This window comes from Streptomyces rimosus subsp. rimosus, assembly GCF_000720725.1.
GTDB lineage: Bacteria > Actinomycetota > Actinomycetes > Streptomycetales > Streptomycetaceae > Streptomyces > Streptomyces rimosus_A.
Genome location: NZ_JOCQ01000007.1, coordinates 17,485 through 35,415, shown reverse-complemented (window position 1 = coordinate 35,415; position 17,931 = coordinate 17,485). Strand labels below are relative to the sequence as shown.

The window sequence follows — 17,931 nt, the reverse complement described above, 5'->3', positions numbered from 1 at the left end:
TCCTCAGCGCAGCTTGGGGTCGAGGGCGTCGCGCACCGCGTCGCCGAGCATGATGAACGCCAGCACGGTCAGGCTGAGCGCGCCCGCGGGCCACAGCAGCATGTGCGGCGCGTTGCGGATCTGTTTGGACGCCTCGGAGATGTCGATGCCCCAGGAGACGGTCGGCGGCTTCAGGCCGACGCCCAGGTAGGACAGGGTCGCCTCCAGCGCGATGTACGTACCGAGCGCGATGGTCGCAACGACGATCACCGGGGCGACCGCGTTGGGTGCCAGGTGCCGCAGCAGCAGCCGGGTGTTCCCGGCCCCCAGCGCCCGCGCGGCCTGCACGAAGTCGGCCTGTTTGACGGTCAGTACGGAACCGCGCGCGATCCGCGCGAGCTGCGGCCAGCCCAGCAGCACGATGAACCCGACGACCGGCCACACGGAGCCGGACGGCACCACGGACAGGAACACCAGACCGCCCAGCAGCATCGGAATGGCGAAGAACATGTCGGCGATCCGGGAGAGCAGCGCGTCCCACCAGCCGCCGAAGAATCCCGCGAGGCCGCCCAGCACCCCGCCGAGCAGCGCGGCCCCGGCCGTCGCGCAGACGCCGACCGCCACCGAGGCGCGGGCCCCGTACACCGTCCGCGCGAAGACGTCGCAGCCCTGGGTGTCGAAGCCGAAGGGGTGCCCGGCGCGCGAGCCCTCCTGGGACAGGGTGATGTCGCAGTCGAGCGGGTCGGTGCTGGTCAGCAGGGACGGCCAGACGGCGATCAGCACGAAGAAGACGATCAGCAGTCCGGAGACCAGGAAGACCGGGTTGCGGCGCAGGTCGTGCCAGGCGTCCGACCACAGGCTGCGGGCCCGGCCGGCCGCGGGCTGCACACCGCTACCCTGCGGCGCTCCCGGCGCGCCGGGCACTTCGGGCGGTCCGGCGAGCCCGCCCATGGTCTCCGCCTCGACGGCGGGCAGCGGCGTCCCGCTGCCCGCCGTCCGGAACGGCTCGGGGCGCTCGTGTTCAGGCATAGCGGATCCTCGGGTCGAGCACGGCGTACAGGAGGTCGACGATCAGGTTCGCCAGCAGGAAGACGATGACCAGGACGGTCACGAAGCCGACGACGGTCGGGGAGTTCTGGCGGACGATGCCCTGGTACAGCTCGTAGCCGACGCCGTGCACATTGAAGATCCGCTCGGTGACCACCGCGCCGCCCATCAGGCTGCCGATGTCGGCGCCGATGAAGGTGACCACCGGGATGAGCGAGTTGCGCAGCAGGTGCCGTACGACGATCCGCCGCCGGGGCAGGCCCTTGGCGACGGCCGTGCGGACGTAGTCGGCGCGGGCGTTCTCCGCGATCGACGTACGGGTGAGCCGGGTGACGTACGCCAGCGACACCAGCGCGAGTACGCAGCCGGGCAGCAGCAGCGCGTCCAGGGGCGCGCCGATCGGGACGGCCGGGGTGACCCACCCCCACTTCACGCCCAGCAGGTACTGGAGGACATATCCGCTGACGAACGTCGGCACGGACACCACGACCAGGGTGAGCACCAGCACCCCGGTGTCCAGCAGCCGCCCGCGCCGCAGCCCGCTGAGCACGCCCAGCGTCACCCCGACGACGATCTCGGCGACGATGGCGACGGCGGTCAGCCGCAGGGTGACGGGAAAAGCGGTGCCCATCTTGTCCAGTACCTGCAAGCCGTCGAACGTCGTGCCGAAATTGCCGGTGAAGATCTGTCCCATGTATTGCAGGTACTGCTGCCACAGCGGCTCGTCCAAATGGAGTTCGCGGCGGATCTGCGCGGCGGTCGCGGGGTCGGGGGCGCGGTCGCCGGAGAGCGCGGCGACCGGGTCGCCGAGCGCGTACACCATCACGAAAATCAGGAAGGTGGCACCGATGAAGACCGGCACCATCTGCAGCAGCCGCCGGATCACATAACGCCCCATGGCCGTCCGCCCGCCCTCAGTCCTTGATCGTGATCTGGTCGTACACCGGAACGCTGAAGGGGTTCAGGGCAACGTGCTCGACCCGGTCCGCGTAGCCGCCGCTGCCGTTCTGGTACCACAGCGGAATCGCGGGCATTTCCCGCGCCAGGATCCGCTCGGCCCGGTGATAGGTGTCGTTGACCCGGCGCACGTCGCTCTCCGCGTTGGCGCGGCTCACCAGCCCGTCGAATTCCTTGTTGCTCCAGCCGGAGTCGTTGGACGAGGCGCCGGTGAAATACTGGCTCTGCAGGAAGGTCTGGATCAGCGGATAGTCCATCTGCCAGCCGGCGCGGAACGGGCCGCTCATCTTCTTCGCACTGACCTTGGACCGGTAATCGGCGAAGGTGCCCATCGGGCTCCCGTCGCACACATGCCGCCCCAGCGCCCTGTTGACGCTGTTGCACAGGGCGTCGACCCACAGTTTGTGCGAGCCGGTGTCCGCGTTGTACGTCACCTTCATCGACCCGCCGGGAATCCCGCCCCCCTCCTCGACCAGCTTCCGGGCCGCCGCGGGGTCGTACGTACACGCCGTACCGCACAGTCCCGCCTGGTAGCCGCCGTGCTCGCCGAGGGCCATGGCGGTCCAGTCGGTGGCCGGCGTACGGGTGCCCCGGAAGATCTGCCGGGTGATCGCCGGCCGGTTGATGGCCATGGAGATGCCGCGCCGGACCTTCTCCACCCCCGGCTTCGCCCAGTCCTTGTCATACATCGGGAACGACAGCGTCTGAATAATCCCGGCGGGCTGGTTGATGTACCGACCGCGCAAATCTTTTTGTACGTGCTTGAGCTGCGAAGCCGGCACATCGTCGACGAGGTCGAGATTCCCCGCCATCAGATCGGTATAGGCGGTGTCGTTGTCCGTGTAGACCTGGAGATCGACCCCACCATTCTCCGCCTTGTCCGGCCCGGGGTAGCCCTTCCACCTCCGCAACCGCATGATCCCGCCCTTGGCATACGACTGGACGGCGTACGGCCCGTTGCCGACCGGCTTAGCCAGCCAGGCGTCGTGATCGGTGAAGAACTGCCGGGGCAGCGGCAGAAAAGCGTTGTAGCCGAGCATCTCCGGCCACAGCCCGAATTTCTGGTTCAACCGCACCGTGAACGTCAGCTCGTCCTCGACCTTCAGTCCGCGCATCGTCCGCGCGGCCGGCTTCGCCCCCGCCCCTTCCGGATGCACATCCTCATACCCCTCCACATAACTGAAGAAGGGCGCCCCGAGCTGCCGGTTACTGACCAGCGCACCGTAATTCCAGGCATCGACGAAAGACCGGGCCGTCACCTTCTCGCCGTTGCTGAAGGACCACCCCGGCTTGATCTTCACCGTGAAATTCCGCGCGTCCGGCGATTCGACCGACTCGGCCACCATGTTCTCGGCGACAGCGGTCCGCGGGTTGTACCGCTTCAGCCCCCGGAAGGCCAGGTCGAGCACCTTGCCACCCTGTACGTCGGTGGTGTTGGCCGGCTCCACCGGATTCTGCGGGTCGCCCCAGGACGCCCGTACGACGCTGGGGTCCTGCCCGCCCCCGCCGCACCCGGCGGCCGCCAGGGCAACCGCGGTGGCCGCGAAGAACGCCGAACCGACGCGCAAGGCTCCGCGCAACGAGCTGCCTCCTCAGAGCTGCGGCCCGGACGCCCGCATCGCCCGGCCTACCGGCCCCAACCTGGCATCCCGGACCCATCACGCCCCGTCAGCCGGGCCCGGCGCGGTCGAGAACCCCCCGTACGAGCGATCTTCGTACCTCCGCGGAGGGGGCACGCGTCACCGGGCTCGCTTCATGCCCGGCCACCCCGCGCGGCCGGGCACCACGCGTCACCGGGCGTCATCCGCCGTGGGGCTCGCAGCCGAGTCCGTCGCCATCGCGGTCGAGGTGGTGCGGGTCGGAGGGCCCGACGAGGGTCGGCCCGTGGAGATCGGAGCAGTCGATGTCCCCGCCCGACGACGGCCCGGACGACGGCCCCGGCGACGGCGAGCCGCCGCCCCCGCCACTCGGCGTCGGCCCCGCCACCACCCGGATGTCCGCGCCGACGATCACCCCGTCCCGGACGGTGTACGTACCGGCGAAGGACCGCACGGACCCGTCCCGCTGCTCGGCGTCCAGCGTGACCGAGACGATGTCGCCCCGCACGCCGGTGACGCGGACCGTGTCGTGCGCGGTGTCCGCGAAGCCCGCCACGAAGGCGTCGTAGGAACCCCCGAGGTGCTTGCCGCCGAGCTCCCAGGCGCGGCGGAAGTCGCGGGCATTGACGGCCGCGTAGTAATCCGCGACGACGGAGGCGGCGTCCCGGGCCGTGGCCGCCCCATCCGGCGCGGTGCCGGCCGCGCCCGTTTCCGTACCGGAGGGCGTCGGCGCCTCGGTGACCGTACGGGTGCTCGTGACCGTCGTCCCCGAACCACCCGCCCCGCCTCCACCGGAGGAACCACACCCAGCCAGCACGGCCCCGACCAACGCGGCACTCAGCACAACGCAGCGACGGCGCATTGACCTCACCCCACCAGGCGAATCGTCCCTACGCCCCCAGTCTGCGCCACCCGCCCGGGCTCCGCCCGTGGATCACCCCGAGGCCGGGTCGAACCTCCCCGCCTTCACCACCCGCAGGAGCCCGCCCACCGCCTCAACAGCCACCGTCATCACCGCCAACGGCTCCGCACTCTCCCGCAGCCGCCGAGCACCGTCGGGCCCCGCCGCGACCTCGACACACGCCTCGGTGTGCCCTTCGCTGAAGCTGGATTTCTGCCACTCGAACCGGGACATGTACACCTTCCTAGAGCAGGGGGTACAAGAGTCGCTCGATGAGCCTGACCGTGTCCTTCGAACGCTGCGCCTCAGGTGGAAGCGCCGCCTCCGCCAGCTTAGCGAACGTGTGCGAATATCGCTGGACAGCCTCAACTTCGCCCAGGTACAGGGAGTTCTCGACGTGTGGGACGACCACCGTCGACAATTCCCGCACGGGCGGCATCATCACGGTGAAGGGTGCCCCGAAAGGCACCGGGCCGTCGAACGGCAGCACTTGGAGCGTCACGTTCGGCAGGTGACACACGTCGAGCAAGTGAAGCAACTGGTCCCGCATCAGCTCGCGGCCCCCGAAGGTGACACGCAGCGCGGCCTCGTGGACGACCGCGTGCAGCCCCGGCGCCCCCTCCCCCGACAGCACCCGCTGCCTCTCCACCCGGAACTCCACCGCGGATGCCTCCGCACTGCGCGGCACTTCCACGTACCCGCTGCGGTGTACAGCCGTGGCGTATGCCCGCGTCTGCAAGAGACCGGGTACGAACATCGGCTCGTAGCAGGTGATGGACTCGGCCCCCGCCTCCAGCTCGGCGAAGTCGAGCAGTGGTGCCCGGACGCTGTTCCGGTACAGGCTCCACCACCCTTTTCCGGACTGCCGTCCGAGGTCGATCAAGGCTTCAAGGTAGGTAGAACGTGTACCACTCGCGGTCTGGGCCAATTCGCGCAGCCTCGCCGGAGCCAACGACGTACGCCCGGCTTCGACGTTGCTGACGTGCGATTGCCGCATCCCCATGACGCCCGCGGCCTCGCTGACCGTCAGTCCGGCCCGTTCTCGCAGCCTGCGGACCTCGGCCCCGAAACGCCGTTGCCGGTACGTGGGATTCGCCCTCAGGCCCATGCGTCCCTCCCAGTTCTCCCATCGGCAGTATGGCTCAACTCGGCATTCTTGTGAGTCGGTTGCACGTATACGCCACACGCCCTTACCTTACGTATGGCGCCAGTCACAGACTGCACTCACCTGGAGGCTGCCTCATGAGCACGCCCAGCGAGACCTGGTCCTACGGCTTGTTCATTCCGCACGACCCCCGGGCGGTCGGTGTCGTCAGAGCCGCGCTGCGGCAGATCCTGGCCGGGGCCGGGCTGAACTGCCTGGTCGAGACGGCGGAGCTGATGGTGTCGGAGCTGGTGACCAACTCGTACCAGTACGGCAGGACCGACGCGTACGTGAGCGTGGACCGTTCGCCGTTCGATCTGACGATCGCCGTGTGGGACACCGGCCCGGGCGTGCCGGAGCAGCAGAAGGCGGCGGTGGACGCGGAGTACGGGCGGGGGCTGGGGATCGTGGACGCCTGCGCCGACAGCTGGGGGGTCCGGGACTATCCGAACGGGAAAGCGGTGTGGTTCACGCTGGAGCAGCGGAAGTCCGGAACGGCGTTCGAGGAATGGGGTTGAGGTAGGCCGGGGTGCCCCGAGGGGCGGGGTACAAGGCCCGGAGCGGTAGTCGGGAAAACGTACGCGGGCGCCCGGACCGATCCGGTCCGGGCGCCCGTGTATGCAGGAGGAAGACGGCCCTACGCCGCCCCCACCACGTCCTTCTCCTCCGCGAAGTGGCAGGCGGACTCGTGGGCGGCCAGCGAGTCCGAGCCGGCGAAGCGTTCCGGAATCGCCAGGAGCGGGAGCTCCTCGGCGCACTTGTCCTGGGCCTTCCAGCAGCGGGTGCGGAAGCGGCAGCCGGACGGCGGGTTGGCCGGGGACGGGACGTCGCCGGTCAGGATGATGCGCTCGCGGCCCTCGCGCGCGTCGGGGTCCGGGACCGGGACGGCCGACAGCAGCGCCTGGGTGTAGGGGTGCGTCGGGTGGTCGTAGATCTGCTCGTCCGTGCCGATCTCCGCCATCTTGCCGAGGTACATGACCCCGACCCGGTCGGAGATGTGCCGGACGATGGACAGGTCGTGCGCGATGAAGAGGTAGGAGAGGTTGAACTCGTCCTGGAGCTTCTCCATCAGGTTGATGACCTGCGCCTGGACCGACACGTCCAGCGCCGAGACCGGCTCGTCGCAGATGATGATCTCCGGGTTGAGCGCGAGGCCGCGGGCGATGCCGATGCGCTGGCGCTGGCCGCCGGAGAACTGGTGCGGGTAGCGGTTGACGTACTCGGGGTTGAGGCCGACGACGTCCAGCAGCTCCTGCACCTTGCCGATGATGTCGCCGACCGTCATCCGCGGGTTGAGCGAGGTGTACGGGTCCTGGAACACCATCTGGATGTTGCGCCGTACGGCCTTCAGCGCGCGCCCGGACAGCTTGGTGATGTCCTGGCCCTTGTAGAAGACCTCGCCGGAGGTCGCCCGCTCCAGATTCATCAGCAGCTTGGCGACCGTGGACTTGCCACAGCCGGACTCGCCGACGATGCCGAGCGTCTCGCCCTGGTACAGCTCGAAGGAGATGCCGTCCACGGCCTTGACCGCGCCGACCTGCTTCTTGAACAGGATGCCCTGGGTGAGCGGGAAGTGCTTGACCAGGTTGCGGACTTCGAGGATGGGCTCGCGCCGCGCGTCCTTCTTCGGCTCAGCCATTGATCGTTTCCTCCCAGAAGTGGCACGCGCTGCCGCGGCCGTCGGCGACGGTGTGCAGCGGCGGCACCTCCGTACGGCAGACGTCCTGCGCCTTCGGGCAGCGCGGGTTGAACGCGCACCCCGGCGGGGTGTTGAGCAGGTTGGGCGGCAGGCCCTTGATCGCGTACAGCTCCTGGCCCTTCTGGTCCAGGCGCGGGATGGAGTCGAGCAGGCCGCGGGTGTACGGGTGTGCCGGGTTCTTGTACAGCTCGTGCACGGGAGCGTGCTCGACGATCCGGCCCGCGTACATCACCGCGATCTTGTCGGCCACGTCCGCGACCACGCCCAGGTCGTGGGTGATCAGGATCAGGCCCATGTTGAACTCGCGCTGGAGGTCCGCGAGCAGGTCCATGACCTGCGCCTGGACGGTCACGTCGAGGGCCGTGGTGGGCTCGTCCGCGATGATCAGGTCCGGTTCCAGGGCCAGCGCCATCGCGATCATGATGCGCTGGCGCATCCCGCCGGAGAACTGGTGCGGGTAGTCGTCCACCCGCTTCGAGGCGGCCGGGATCTTCACCCGGTCCATCAGTTCGACGGACTTGGCCTTGGCCGCCTTCTTGCTCAAACCCTGGTGGACCCGGAACATCTCGCCGAGCTGGTAGCCCACGCTGAGCACCGGGTTCAGGGAGGACAGCGCGTCCTGGAAGATCATGGCGATCTTCGCGCCACGGATCTTGCGGCGCTGCTCGCCGGACATCTTCAGCATGTCCTGCCCGCGGAAGAGGATCTCCCCCTGCGGGATCTTGGCCGGCGGCATGTCGAGGATGCCCATGATGGCCTGCGCGGTGACGGACTTGCCGGACCCGGACTCGCCGAGCACGGCCAGCGTCTCACCTGCGCTGACGCTGTAGTTGACGCCGTTGACGGCCTTGACGACGCCGTCCCGGGTGTGGAATTCCACGTGCAGGTCGCGGACTTCGAGCAGCGTGCCCGAGCTTTTGCCCTGGTCCCGCTGCGCGGGAACGTCCGCGGGCTTGGAGATGGTGGTCACGTACGCCTCCCTCAGCGCAGCTTGGGGTCGAGGGCGTCGCGCACCGCGTCGCCGAGCATGATGAACGCCAGAACGGTGATGCTCAGGGCGCCCGCCGGGTAGAGCAGCATGTGCGGCGCGTTGCGCACGTCCGTGGCGGCAGTGGAGATGTCGATGCCCCAGGAGACCGTCGGCGGCTTCAGGCCGACGCCCAGGAACGACAGCGTCGCCTCCAGGGAGACGTACGTACCGAGCGCGATGGTCGCCACGACGATGACGGGCGCCAGGGCGTTCGGCGTGATGTGCCGCAGCAGCATCCGCGAGGTGCTCGCGCCCAGGGCGCGCGCCGCCTGCACGTAGTCCTGCTGCTTGGCGGTGATCACCGAACCGCGGGCGATACGGGCGATCTGCGGCCAGCCCAGGATCGCCATCAGCAGCACGACGGTGAAGATCGAGCCGCCCTTGATGACGGACAGGAAGACGATGCCGCCGAGCAGGATCGGGATGCCGAAGAAGATGTCGCCGACCCGGGAGAGGATCGAGTCCCACCAGCCGCCGAAGAAGCCGGCCAGACCACCCATCAGGCAGCCGAACACGGCGGCGAGGAGGGTGGTGCACACACCGACGACGACCGAGGCCCGGGCGCCGTAGACGGTGCGGGCGTAGACGTCGCAGCCCTGGGTGTTGAACCCGAAGGGGTGGCCGGCGGCCGGGCCCTGCTTGGACTTGGTGATGTCGCAGGCGTACGGGCTGGTGCTGGTCAGCAGGCTCGGCCAGAGCGAGATGACGACCAGGAAGAGGATCAGCACCGCGGAGATGTAGAAGATCGGGTTGCGCCGCAGGTCGCGCCAGGCGTCGCCCCACAGGCTGCGGGGCTTGTCCGTCTTCAGCTCCACGCTGACGACGTCGGCCGCGTCCACGGGGGCCTGGGTGTGCACGGAGGTCTCGGTGTCAGGCATAACGGATCCTCGGGTCCAGGACCGCGTAAAGCAGGTCGACGAGCAGGTTGGCGGCGAGGAAGACGACCACGAGGATGGTCACGAAGCCCACCACGGTCGGCGAGTTCTGCCGCAGGATGCCCTGGTAGAGCTGGTAGCCGACGCCCTGGATGTTGAAGATCCGCTCGGTGACGACGGCGCCGGCCATCAGGCCGCCGATGTCGGTGCCGAGGAAGGTGACGACGGGGATCAGGGAGTTGCGCATCAGGTGGACGGTGACCACCCGGCGGCGCGGCAGGCCCTTGGCCGTCGCGGTGCGGATGTAGTCCGAGCGCAGGTTCTCCGCGATCGAGGTACGGGTGAGCCGGGAGACATAGGCCAGCGAGACACCCGCCAGCACGATGCCGGGCAGCAGCAGCTGGTCGAGGGTGACGTCGATGGAGACCGCCGGGGCGGCCCAGCCGAGCTTCACGCCGATGAAGTACTGCAGCACGTAGCCGGTGACGAACGTCGGGATCGAGATCACCAGCAGCGTGAAGATCAGCACGCCGGTGTCCACGAGCCGGCCGCGGCGCAGGCCCGCGATGACGCCGAGCGTCAGGCCGACCACCAGCTCGATGGCGAATGCCACCAGCGTCAGCTGGATGGTGTTCGGGAAGGCATTGCCCATCAGTTCCACGACCGGGGTGCCGTTGAAGGACGTACCGAAGTCGCCCTGGAAAATGCCGGCCATGTATTGCAGGTACTGGCTCCACAACGGGTCGTTGAGGTGCAGGGACTCCCGGATCGCCGCGGCGGTGGCCGGGTCCGGTGTCCGGTCTCCGAACATGGCGGCGATGGGGTCACCGATCGCGTAGACCATGACGAAGATCAGGAAAGTGGTGCCGATGAAGACGGGCACCATCTGGAGCAGTCGTCGTATGACGTAGCGCCCCATGTGTCCTCCAGGAAAGCGCCGACGCGGGAGCAGCCGGACCCGTTGTGGACGGATACCGACTGCCCCCTGCCGCCGTAAGCGGTTATGTTCTTCGCGCCCCGCTCAGGGGCGGCTGCGTCGGATCAGCTCTTGACCTGAATGTCGCTGAAGACAGGGACGCTGAAGGGGTTGAGCGCGACGTCGGAGACCTTCTCCGACCAGCCGACGGTGCCGTTCTGGTAGAAGAGCGGAATGTTCACCGCGTCCTGGATGACGAGCTTCTCGGCCTGCTTGTAGATCTCGGTGGCCTTCTTGATGTCCGTCTCGGCGGCGGCATCGTCCATCAGCTTGTCGAATTCCTTGTTGCTCCACTTGCCGTCGTTGGAGCTGGCCCCGGTGGCGTACAGCGGGGTGAGGAAGTTCTCGATGTGCGGGTAGTCCATCTGCCAGCCGGCGCGGAACGGCCCGTTCATCTCGCCCTTGGTGATCTGGTTGCGGAAGTCACCGAAGGTACCGACCGGGTTGCCCACGCACGCCTTGTCGTCGCCGAGGACCTGGTTGATGCTGTTGCAGGCCGCGTCCGCCCACTGCTTGTGGGAGTCCTTGTCGGCGTTGTAGCTGATGGTCAGCTTGCCGCCCGGGATGCCGCCGCCCTCTTGGATGAGCTTCTTGGCCTCGGTCGGGTTGTAGGTGCAGACATCGCCGCACATGTTCTTGTCGTAGCCGTTGGCCTCGCCGAGCACCGGGGCGGTGAGGTCGACCATCGGCGTACGGGTGCCGTTGTAGATCTTCTCCGTGATGCTCTTGCGGTCGATCGCCATGGAGATGCCCTTGCGGACCTTCTCCATCCCCGGCTTGTTCCACTCGGGCTTGTAGAACGGGAAGGTGACGGCCTGGTAGATACCCGCGGGCTGGGTGAAGTAGTTGCCCTTGAGGTCGTTCTTGGCGTTCTTGATCTGCTCCGCCGGGATGTCATCGTCGACATCGAGGTTGCCGGCCTGGAGGGCGGCGTACGCGGCGTTGGAGTCGGTGAAGACCTGGAGCAGGACGCCCTTGTTCTTCGGCTTGTGCTGACCGGCGTAGTGCTCGTTCGGAACCAGCTTCATCAGCTTGCCCCGCTCGTACGACTCGACGGCGTACGGGCCGTTGCCGACCGGCTTCTTGAGGTATTCCTCGTGCTTGTCGAAGAACAGCTTGGGCAGCGGCGCGAACGCCTTGTAGCCCAGGCGGACCGGCCAGGTGCCGAACTTCTTGCTGAGCTTGACGGTGAAGGTGGTGTCGTCCACGACCTTCAGGCCCGACAGCGTCTGGGCGGTCGGCTTGCCGTCCTCCGGCGAGGTCTTGTCGTAGCCCTCGATGTCGGAGAAGAAGTAGGAGTTCTTCTGCTTGTTGGTGGCCAGCGCCGCGTAGTTCCAGGCGTCCACGAACGACTTGGCGGTGAGCGCCTCGCCGTTGGAGAACTTCAGACCCTTCTTGATCTTGATGGTGAAGTTCTGGGCGTCCGTGGTCTCGATGGACTCGGCGGCGGCGTTCTTCGCCTCGCCGGTCTTGGGGTCGTACTCCTTCAGATTCATGAAGATCTGGTCCAGCACCTTGCCGCCGAGCACCTCATTGGTGTTCGCGGGCTCCAGCGGGTTCTGCGGGTCACCCCAGTTGGCCCGGACGAAACCGGCCTGAGCACCCGAACCACCGCTGCTTCCACCGCACGCCGTCGCCGACAGGGCGATGGCTATCGCCCCTGCGATCCAGGTGGCGCTCTTGGCACCGCGCATGGGACTGCCTCCTCATGAGTCCATTCACTTCATGGAAAGGAGCTGCCCGCAGCTGACACCCCTGACAGCCAGCGACCAGCCCCTGCTGCTCGTGAGTCGGCGCTCCCCACAGCGCGTGACCCATTGACCCGAGCTCAATGCACCCCAGTCTCAGTCACCTTCGCCCCATAAACCACGTGTAAGGGGTCTCGGTTTGGTCACATCCGTTTTCCGGAAGTTCGGAATCCGGACAAACCAAACCATCCAGACGGTAACGAAACGGACTGTCGGCGCACCACATCACGATCTTCGTCCGCAATTCGGACTCACCATGGCCGGATCGCAACCGAAATCTTGTTGACTCATTGCGTTCCATTGCGATAACAGCTGCACCAGGACGGGAAACGGAAAGCGCCCCATCGGACGGTGAATCCGATGGGGCGCTCTCGGAGCGTAATCGCCGGTCGTACGCCGGGAGTTACCCGGCGTGACGGATCAGCGCTTGGCGCGCGACGCCGTCCGGGCCCGCTCGCGGGCGTCCAGGACGACCTTGCGGATGCGGACCGCCTCCGGGGTGACCTCGACGCACTCGTCGTCGCGGCAGAACTCCAGCGACTGCTCCAGGGAGAGCTTGCGCGGCGGCACGATCGACTCCGTGACATCGGCCGTGGAGGACCGCATGTTCGTGAGCTTCTTCTCCTTGGTGATGTTCACGTCCATGTCGTCGGAGCGCGAGTTCTCACCAACGATCATGCCCTCGTACACCTCGGTGCCCGGGTCGGTGAACAGCACGCCGCGCTCCTGGAGGTTGGTCATCGCGAAGGCGGTGACCGCGCCGGCCCGGTCGGCGACCAGCGAACCGTTGTTGCGGGTGGTCAGGGTGCCGAACCAGGGCTCGTGGCCCTCGTGGATGGAGTGCGCGATGCCGGTGCCGCGGGTGTTGGTCAGGAACTCCGTACGGAAGCCGATCAGACCGCGGGAGGGCACGACGAACTCCATGCGGACCCAGCCCGAGCCGTGGTTGGACATGTTGTCCATCCGGCCCTTGCGCACGCCCATGAGCTGGGTGACCGCGCCCATGTGCTCCTCGGGCACGTCGATCGTCATGCGCTCGACCGGCTCGTAGGTCTTGCCGTCGACCTCCTTGGTGACCACCTGCGGCTTGCCGATGGTCATCTCGAAGCCCTCACGGCGCATCTGCTCGACCAGGATGGCCAGCGCCAGCTCACCGCGGCCCTGCACCTCCCAGGCGTCCGGGCGCTCGGTCTCCAGCACGCGCAGCGACACGTTGCCGATCAGCTCGCGCTCCAGGCGGTCCTTGACCTGGCGGGCGGTGACCTTGCGGTCCTTGACCGCGGCCTTGGCGTCCGCGCCCTTGCCGGTGCCGCCGCGGCCGACCAGCGGGGAGGTGTTGGTGCCGATGGTCATCGAGATCGCGGGCTCGTCGACCGTGATCAGCGGCAGCGCGACCGGGTTCTCCGGGTCGGCCAGCGTCTCGCCGATCATGATGTCGGGGATACCGGCGACGGCGCAGATGTCGCCCGGGCCCGCCACCTCGGCCGGCTTGCGGGTCAGCGCCTCGGTCATCATCAGCTCGGTGATGCGCACGTTCTGGACGGAGCCGTCGCGCTTCATCCACGCGACGGTCTGGCCCTTGCGCAGCTCGCCCTGCTCGACGCGGAGCAGCGCGATACGGCCGAGGAAGTTGTCCGCGTCCAGGTTGGTGACGTGCGCCTGGAGGGGGGCCGACTCGTCGTACTCGGGGGCCGGGACGGTCTCCAGCAGCGTGGAGAAGAACGGCTCCAGGTTGTCGCTGTCCTGCGGGACGGTGCCGTCCTCGGGCTTGGTCAGCGAGGCGACGCCGTCGCGGGCGCAGGCGTAGACGATCGGGAACTCGATCTGGTCCTCGTCCGCGTCCAGGTCCAGGAACAGGTCGTAGGTCTCGTCGACGACCTCGGCGATCCGGGAGTCCGGGCGGTCGGTCTTGTTGATGCACAGGATGACCGGCATCTTCGCGGCCAGCGCCTTGCGCAGCACGAAGCGGGTCTGCGGCAGCGGGCCCTCGGAGGCGTCCACGAGCAGCACGACCGCGTCCACCATCGACAGACCGCGCTCGACCTCGCCGCCGAAGTCGGCGTGGCCGGGGGTGTCGATGATGTTGATCGTGATCGGGTCCCCGCCGTCCTTGGGGTGATACTTCACCGCCGTGTTCTTGGCGAGGATCGTGATGCCTTTCTCACGCTCCAGGTCGTTCGAGTCCATCATGCGCTCGTCGAGGTTCTCCGCGGCGTGCGCGGCGAACGAGCCGGCCTGCTTGAGCATGGCGTCGACGAGGGTCGTCTTGCCGTGGTCGACGTGGGCGACGATGGCGACGTTACGAATGTCGTGGCGCGTGGGCATACTGCGGCGCTTCTCCCGGATCGTGGATGGCTGCACGTACGGTCCGGTACGTGTGCCTGCCGGGCATGAAGACGCCACGGCCTCACCCCATGGTACGTGGCCGGGGCGGCATCGGCCGCCCCAGGTTGCGCGGACCGGCTCTGACCTGCGGCGATGCTAATCCGAACGGGAATCGTGCACCGGTTGGGCACCTGTCGTTCCCCGCCCGGCCGGACGGGTGACGGGTGCACGTCACCCGTCCTCGCGGCGGTGGGACGGGGGCACGCGACCCGACCGTCACGGCGCGGGGACGGGCGCCCGCGACCTGACCGTACGGCTGCGGGACGGCCACCCCGGGTGATCGTCCGGGGCGGCCGTCCCGCGGTGTCAGTCGCAGTCCGCCGTCAGCCCTTCCGGTAGCCGATGTCCTGGTAGCGCGGCGTCGAGAACCCGAAGGCACCCGCGTTGACCAGGTTCTTCTTCGCCGCGACCACCTCGGGGCGCTGGTAGAGCGGTACCGAGCCGGCCGCCGCCCAGATCCGGGCGTCGGCGCGTTCGACCAGCTCGCGGGAGGCGTCCTCGTCCAGCTCGGCCGCCGCCTGGTCGAAGAGCTGGTCGATGTGGTCGGTGCCGACCCGGGTGTAGTTCTGCTCGACGGTCAGGCTGCCGTCGGCCGCGGGCTGCGGCTTGGCGTAGATCGGGCGGCCGTCGGTGGCCGGGTAGGCGGAGCCGGGCCAGGTGTAGAGCGCCAGGTCGAAGTCGCCGGCGGCGATGTGGTCCTCGAAATAGCTCTTGTCCGGCACCTTCTGGACGACGGTCTGCACCCCGATCCGGGCGAGCATCCCGGAGATCCGGTCGGCCACCGTGCGCAGCCGCTCGGAGCCGGGCCCGTCCGGCAGCACGAAGCGCAGGGCGAGCGGCTTGCCGTCCTTCTTCACGGCGGCCGGGCCGCCCGCGGCGGGGTCGGCCGGGCCGGTGAGCGCCAGGGCGTCCGCGCCGGCCGGCTTGCCGTCGGCCGCCCGGCCCGCTCCGGCGTTCCCGTACGGAGTCCGTACGCCGCCGGGCGCGGGAGCCACCTCGATCATCTCGGCGACGCTCAGCGCGTTGGCCGCCAGCATCTCGTAGCGCCGGTAGTCCGCGTACGCGGCGGCGGCCGTGTCGCCCTCGGCGGTGGTGCGCCGGTCGGCGGCAGCGGTCTTGTAGAAGACGGCGCTCTGCCGCAGCAGCGTGGACCGCTGGAGGTCGGCGGCCCGCACCCCGGCCGAGGCCAGCGGCGTCGTCGGTACGGTGCCCGCCCGGACCACGTCGCCGCCCTTGTCGTCGTCGTGTCCGGCGTCCACCTTCTCGTCCGGCTTCCGCGGCCGGGCCGTGCCGCCCGGCGCCCGCCAGCCCGCGTCCGCCAGCATCGCCCGCGCGGCGCCGGTGTCCGGTCCGCCGAGGGCGCCGCTGTGGTCCGCGTAGCCGGGCTGGCCCGCCATCAGCAGGTGGCTGCCGAGCGGGCGGTTCGGCAGGCCGAGCGGCTTGAGCACGCTGTCGGCCAGCTTCTGCCGGTCGATGGCACGGGCCACCGCGCGGCGCACCCGCTCGTCGTTGAGCGGGTTGGTGCTGCCGTTGAGGGCGAGCTGCGTGTAGGCGGGTTCGAGGGCCTTGCGGACGGTGTAGGCGCGCAGCGCCTCCTGCTCGGCGGTGGCCGCGCGGCGCGGTGGTACGTCGTCGCCGCCCGTGGCCGGGGAGCGCTCGGCGTCGTTCTCCGCGCCCTCGGCGCGCCCGGCTTGCGAGGCCCGGTCGGGCGCCCCGGCGCCCGGCGAACCCGCACCCGCCGAACCGGCGCCCGGCGATCCCCCGCCCGGCGACTCGGCCTTGCGGGACGCGGTGCCCGCCGAACCGGACGGCGCGGGCCGGCCCGCCGCGGTGATCCTGCGGGCGTCGTCCGGGTCCACCTCGGCCAGGTCGACCGTCCCGGCGGCCAGCGCCGCGGCCCGCTTGTCGCGCGGCACCGCCGTCAGCACCACCGTGTCCAGCTTGGCGGGCGCGCCCCACCACTTCGGGTCGCGGGCGAGGGTGAGGGTGCCCGCCTGTTCGTCACGCTCCCGCACCGCGAACGGTCCGGCCGTCTCCTTCAGCTGTTCGCGCGCGCCGTCGTTGAAGGCACGCGCGTCGCCCATCACGCTCTTCGGGTACAGCGGCGTGAACAGCGACTTCCAGTCGGCGTACGGCTTGGCGAAGGTCACCTTGACCTCGCGCGCGCTGCCGCCCTGCTCGACCTTCTCGATCCGGTCGTACCCGGCGTTGCGCGCGCTCCAGTACGCGTTGTCCTTGCCGCGCAGCGCGTTCCACTGGGCGGCGAAGTCCTCCGGGCCGACGGCGCGTCCGCCGCTCCACCGGGCCTTCGGGTTGATCTTGTAGACGACGGTCTGGCGGGGTTCGCGGTCGGTGACGTCGGCGGCGGCCAGGTAATCCGCGTTGCGCTGCGGCCGGCCGCGCTGGTCCAGGGTGAACAGCCGGGGCAGTACGGCGTCGGTGACGCGCCGCGTGGCGGCGTCCGCGCGCGCCTGGAAGGCGTTCAGGGTGCCGGGCACGGCGTCCACCGCCCAGCGCAGCGTGCCGCCCTGGCGCACCTGGCCGCGGGCGGCGGCCGCGATGTCCTGGCCGCCGGGGGCGGCCTCCTCGGCGTCGTCGCCCCCGCCGCAGCCGGTCAGCACCGGCAGCGGCAGCAGCACCCCCGCGACGAGGAGCGCGGCGCAGCGGCGCCTGCGGCAGGCCGCACCGCCGGGCCTGACGGGGTGGATCATCACGAATACCTCCGGGGCTCGCCCGCGCCGGGCCACCGCGGCGGGCCGCGGGACCACGGATCACGTTCGGCCGACTTTGCGGCTCATCACATCTATGGCTCCACCACTGAAGGCGACCGGCCCCCGTGCGTGCGGGCGACACGTCGGCCACGGCCGGGAAGGCCACCCGCCCGGCCCAACCGCCGCCGCTGCGGCGGCGGTCCCGGCGCGCGCGGGACCTCGTGCGCGAGACCGTCCGGCCCCGGCCGGACGGGCCACGCGGGGAGAGAGCGTAGGGGCCGGCGCCCGCGGGCGTACGCGCCGCCGTACAAACGCACGTCCCGCCGTACGGACCGACGGCGCACACCCGCCGAAACACGCCGGTCCGGTTCCGCAATCGCGGCAGATCCCTTCCCAATCGCGACTGTGACGCGCGACACTCGCAGGCGCACGCCGCTGCACCCGGACCGGGCTCCGGGGCCGCGCGGAACGGTGCCGACCACACCCGCGGAGGTGAGGCAAGTCATGTCACTTCAGGACGACCTGACGGCTGTTCAGCGCAACTTGGACGACCTGGAACGGTCGGTCGGACGACTGGAGCAACGGGTCGGCGGCGGCCTGGACATACGCCGGGTGCGCAGCGACACGGATCATTTGCGCGAAAGCCTGCAACTGCTGCGGGAGGGCGCCGCCGGACCGCCCCGCGAGCGGCCCGCGTGCGGCGGGCCCGTCCCCGTACCGGGCCCCGAGATGGTGACCATCCCGGACGCACCGTACGACACCGCCCTGTGGGCCGGCGCGGAGGACGAGGGGCTCGGCTCCCTCGGCCGCCGGACGCCGTAGGGCACGCCCCCGTACCGCCGCTGAGCGCCACCCGTCCCACCCCAGACAGCCGTCCACGG

15 protein-coding genes are annotated in these 17,931 nt (G+C 69.4%); 2 read left to right on the top strand and 13 right to left on the bottom strand.

The window, feature by feature from the left end; translation table 11 throughout:
• Positions 1-3: 3 nt before the first annotated feature.
• The 6 genes from IH45_RS0105345 to IH45_RS0105320 form a co-directional block, all read right to left on the bottom strand.
• Positions 4-1,008 (bottom strand): ABC transporter permease, encoded by a 1,005-nt coding sequence (locus IH45_RS0105345; protein ID WP_030662132.1) that lies wholly within the window; start codon positions 1,006-1,008, stop codon positions 4-6.
• Complete coding sequence (locus IH45_RS0105340; protein WP_030662130.1) at positions 1,001-1,924, bottom strand: ABC transporter permease; 924 nt, start codon at positions 1,922-1,924, stop codon at positions 1,001-1,003. Before IH45_RS0105340 ends, IH45_RS0105345 begins: the two co-directional genes overlap by 8 nt.
• Before the next feature lie 16 nt (positions 1,925-1,940).
• The gene (locus IH45_RS0105335; protein ID WP_050514558.1) at positions 1,941-3,563 is read right to left on the bottom strand and encodes a peptide ABC transporter substrate-binding protein; all 1,623 of its coding nucleotides are present in this window, start codon (positions 3,561-3,563) and stop codon (positions 1,941-1,943) included.
• A gap of 220 nt (positions 3,564-3,783) precedes the next feature.
• Positions 3,784-4,398, bottom strand: coding sequence for a hypothetical protein (locus tag IH45_RS0105330; protein WP_234440427.1), 615 nt, complete (start codon positions 4,396-4,398; stop codon positions 3,784-3,786).
• A 117-nt stretch (positions 4,399-4,515) separates the two neighbouring features.
• Positions 4,516-4,716 carry a DUF397 domain-containing protein gene (locus IH45_RS0105325; RefSeq protein WP_030662124.1) on the bottom strand — a complete coding sequence of 67 codons (201 nt, stop codon included), beginning with the start codon at positions 4,714-4,716 and terminating at the stop codon, positions 4,516-4,518.
• 10 nt (positions 4,717-4,726) lie between these two features.
• Positions 4,727-5,590 carry a helix-turn-helix domain-containing protein gene (locus tag IH45_RS0105320; RefSeq protein WP_030662122.1) on the bottom strand — a complete coding sequence of 288 codons (864 nt, stop codon included), beginning with the start codon at positions 5,588-5,590 and terminating at the stop codon, positions 4,727-4,729.
• A 134-nt stretch (positions 5,591-5,724) separates the two neighbouring features.
• On the opposite strand from IH45_RS0105320, the gene IH45_RS0105315 reads away from it, so the two are divergent.
• Positions 5,725-6,144, top strand: a complete 420-nt coding sequence (locus IH45_RS0105315; protein WP_030662119.1) for an ATP-binding protein — start codon at positions 5,725-5,727, stop codon at positions 6,142-6,144.
• A 119-nt stretch (positions 6,145-6,263) separates the two neighbouring features.
• Here the strand turns inward: IH45_RS0105315 and IH45_RS0105310 are convergent, their stop codons facing one another.
• The 7 genes from IH45_RS0105310 to IH45_RS0105280 all read right to left on the bottom strand — a co-directional run bounded on the left by IH45_RS0105310 (position 6,264) and on the right by IH45_RS0105280 (position 17,050).
• Positions 6,264-7,265, bottom strand: a complete 1,002-nt coding sequence (locus IH45_RS0105310) for an ABC transporter ATP-binding protein (RefSeq protein ID WP_030662116.1) — start codon at positions 7,263-7,265, stop codon at positions 6,264-6,266.
• Complete coding sequence (locus IH45_RS0105305) at positions 7,258-8,295, bottom strand: ABC transporter ATP-binding protein (protein WP_030662112.1); 1,038 nt, start codon at positions 8,293-8,295, stop codon at positions 7,258-7,260. The genes IH45_RS0105310 and IH45_RS0105305 overlap by 8 nt, the downstream gene beginning before the upstream one ends.
• 11 nt (positions 8,296-8,306) lie before the next feature.
• Entirely contained in the window at positions 8,307-9,233 is a 927-nt protein-coding gene (locus IH45_RS0105300; protein WP_030662109.1) for an ABC transporter permease, read from the bottom strand.
• Positions 9,226-10,149 (bottom strand): ABC transporter permease, encoded by a 924-nt coding sequence (locus IH45_RS0105295; RefSeq protein WP_030662106.1) that lies wholly within the window; start codon positions 10,147-10,149, stop codon positions 9,226-9,228. The genes IH45_RS0105300 and IH45_RS0105295 overlap by 8 nt, the downstream gene beginning before the upstream one ends.
• 122 nt (positions 10,150-10,271) lie before the next feature.
• On the bottom strand, positions 10,272-11,900 hold the full coding sequence (locus tag IH45_RS0105290) for a peptide ABC transporter substrate-binding protein (protein ID WP_030662103.1): 1,629 nt from the start codon (positions 11,898-11,900) through the stop codon (positions 10,272-10,274).
• 474 nt (positions 11,901-12,374) lie between these two features.
• Positions 12,375-14,279 carry a translational GTPase TypA gene (gene typA, locus IH45_RS0105285; protein ID WP_030662100.1) on the bottom strand — a complete coding sequence of 635 codons (1,905 nt, stop codon included), beginning with the start codon at positions 14,277-14,279 and terminating at the stop codon, positions 12,375-12,377.
• A gap of 383 nt (positions 14,280-14,662) precedes the next feature.
• Entirely contained in the window at positions 14,663-17,050 is a 2,388-nt protein-coding gene (locus tag IH45_RS0105280) for an ABC transporter family substrate-binding protein (RefSeq protein WP_030662097.1), read from the bottom strand.
• Between the two features lie 504 nt (positions 17,051-17,554).
• On the opposite strand from IH45_RS0105280, the gene IH45_RS0105275 reads away from it, so the two are divergent.
• Complete coding sequence (locus tag IH45_RS0105275; RefSeq protein ID WP_030662094.1) at positions 17,555-17,872, top strand: hypothetical protein; 318 nt, start codon at positions 17,555-17,557, stop codon at positions 17,870-17,872.
• The last annotated feature ends 59 nt before the right edge of the window (positions 17,873-17,931 follow it).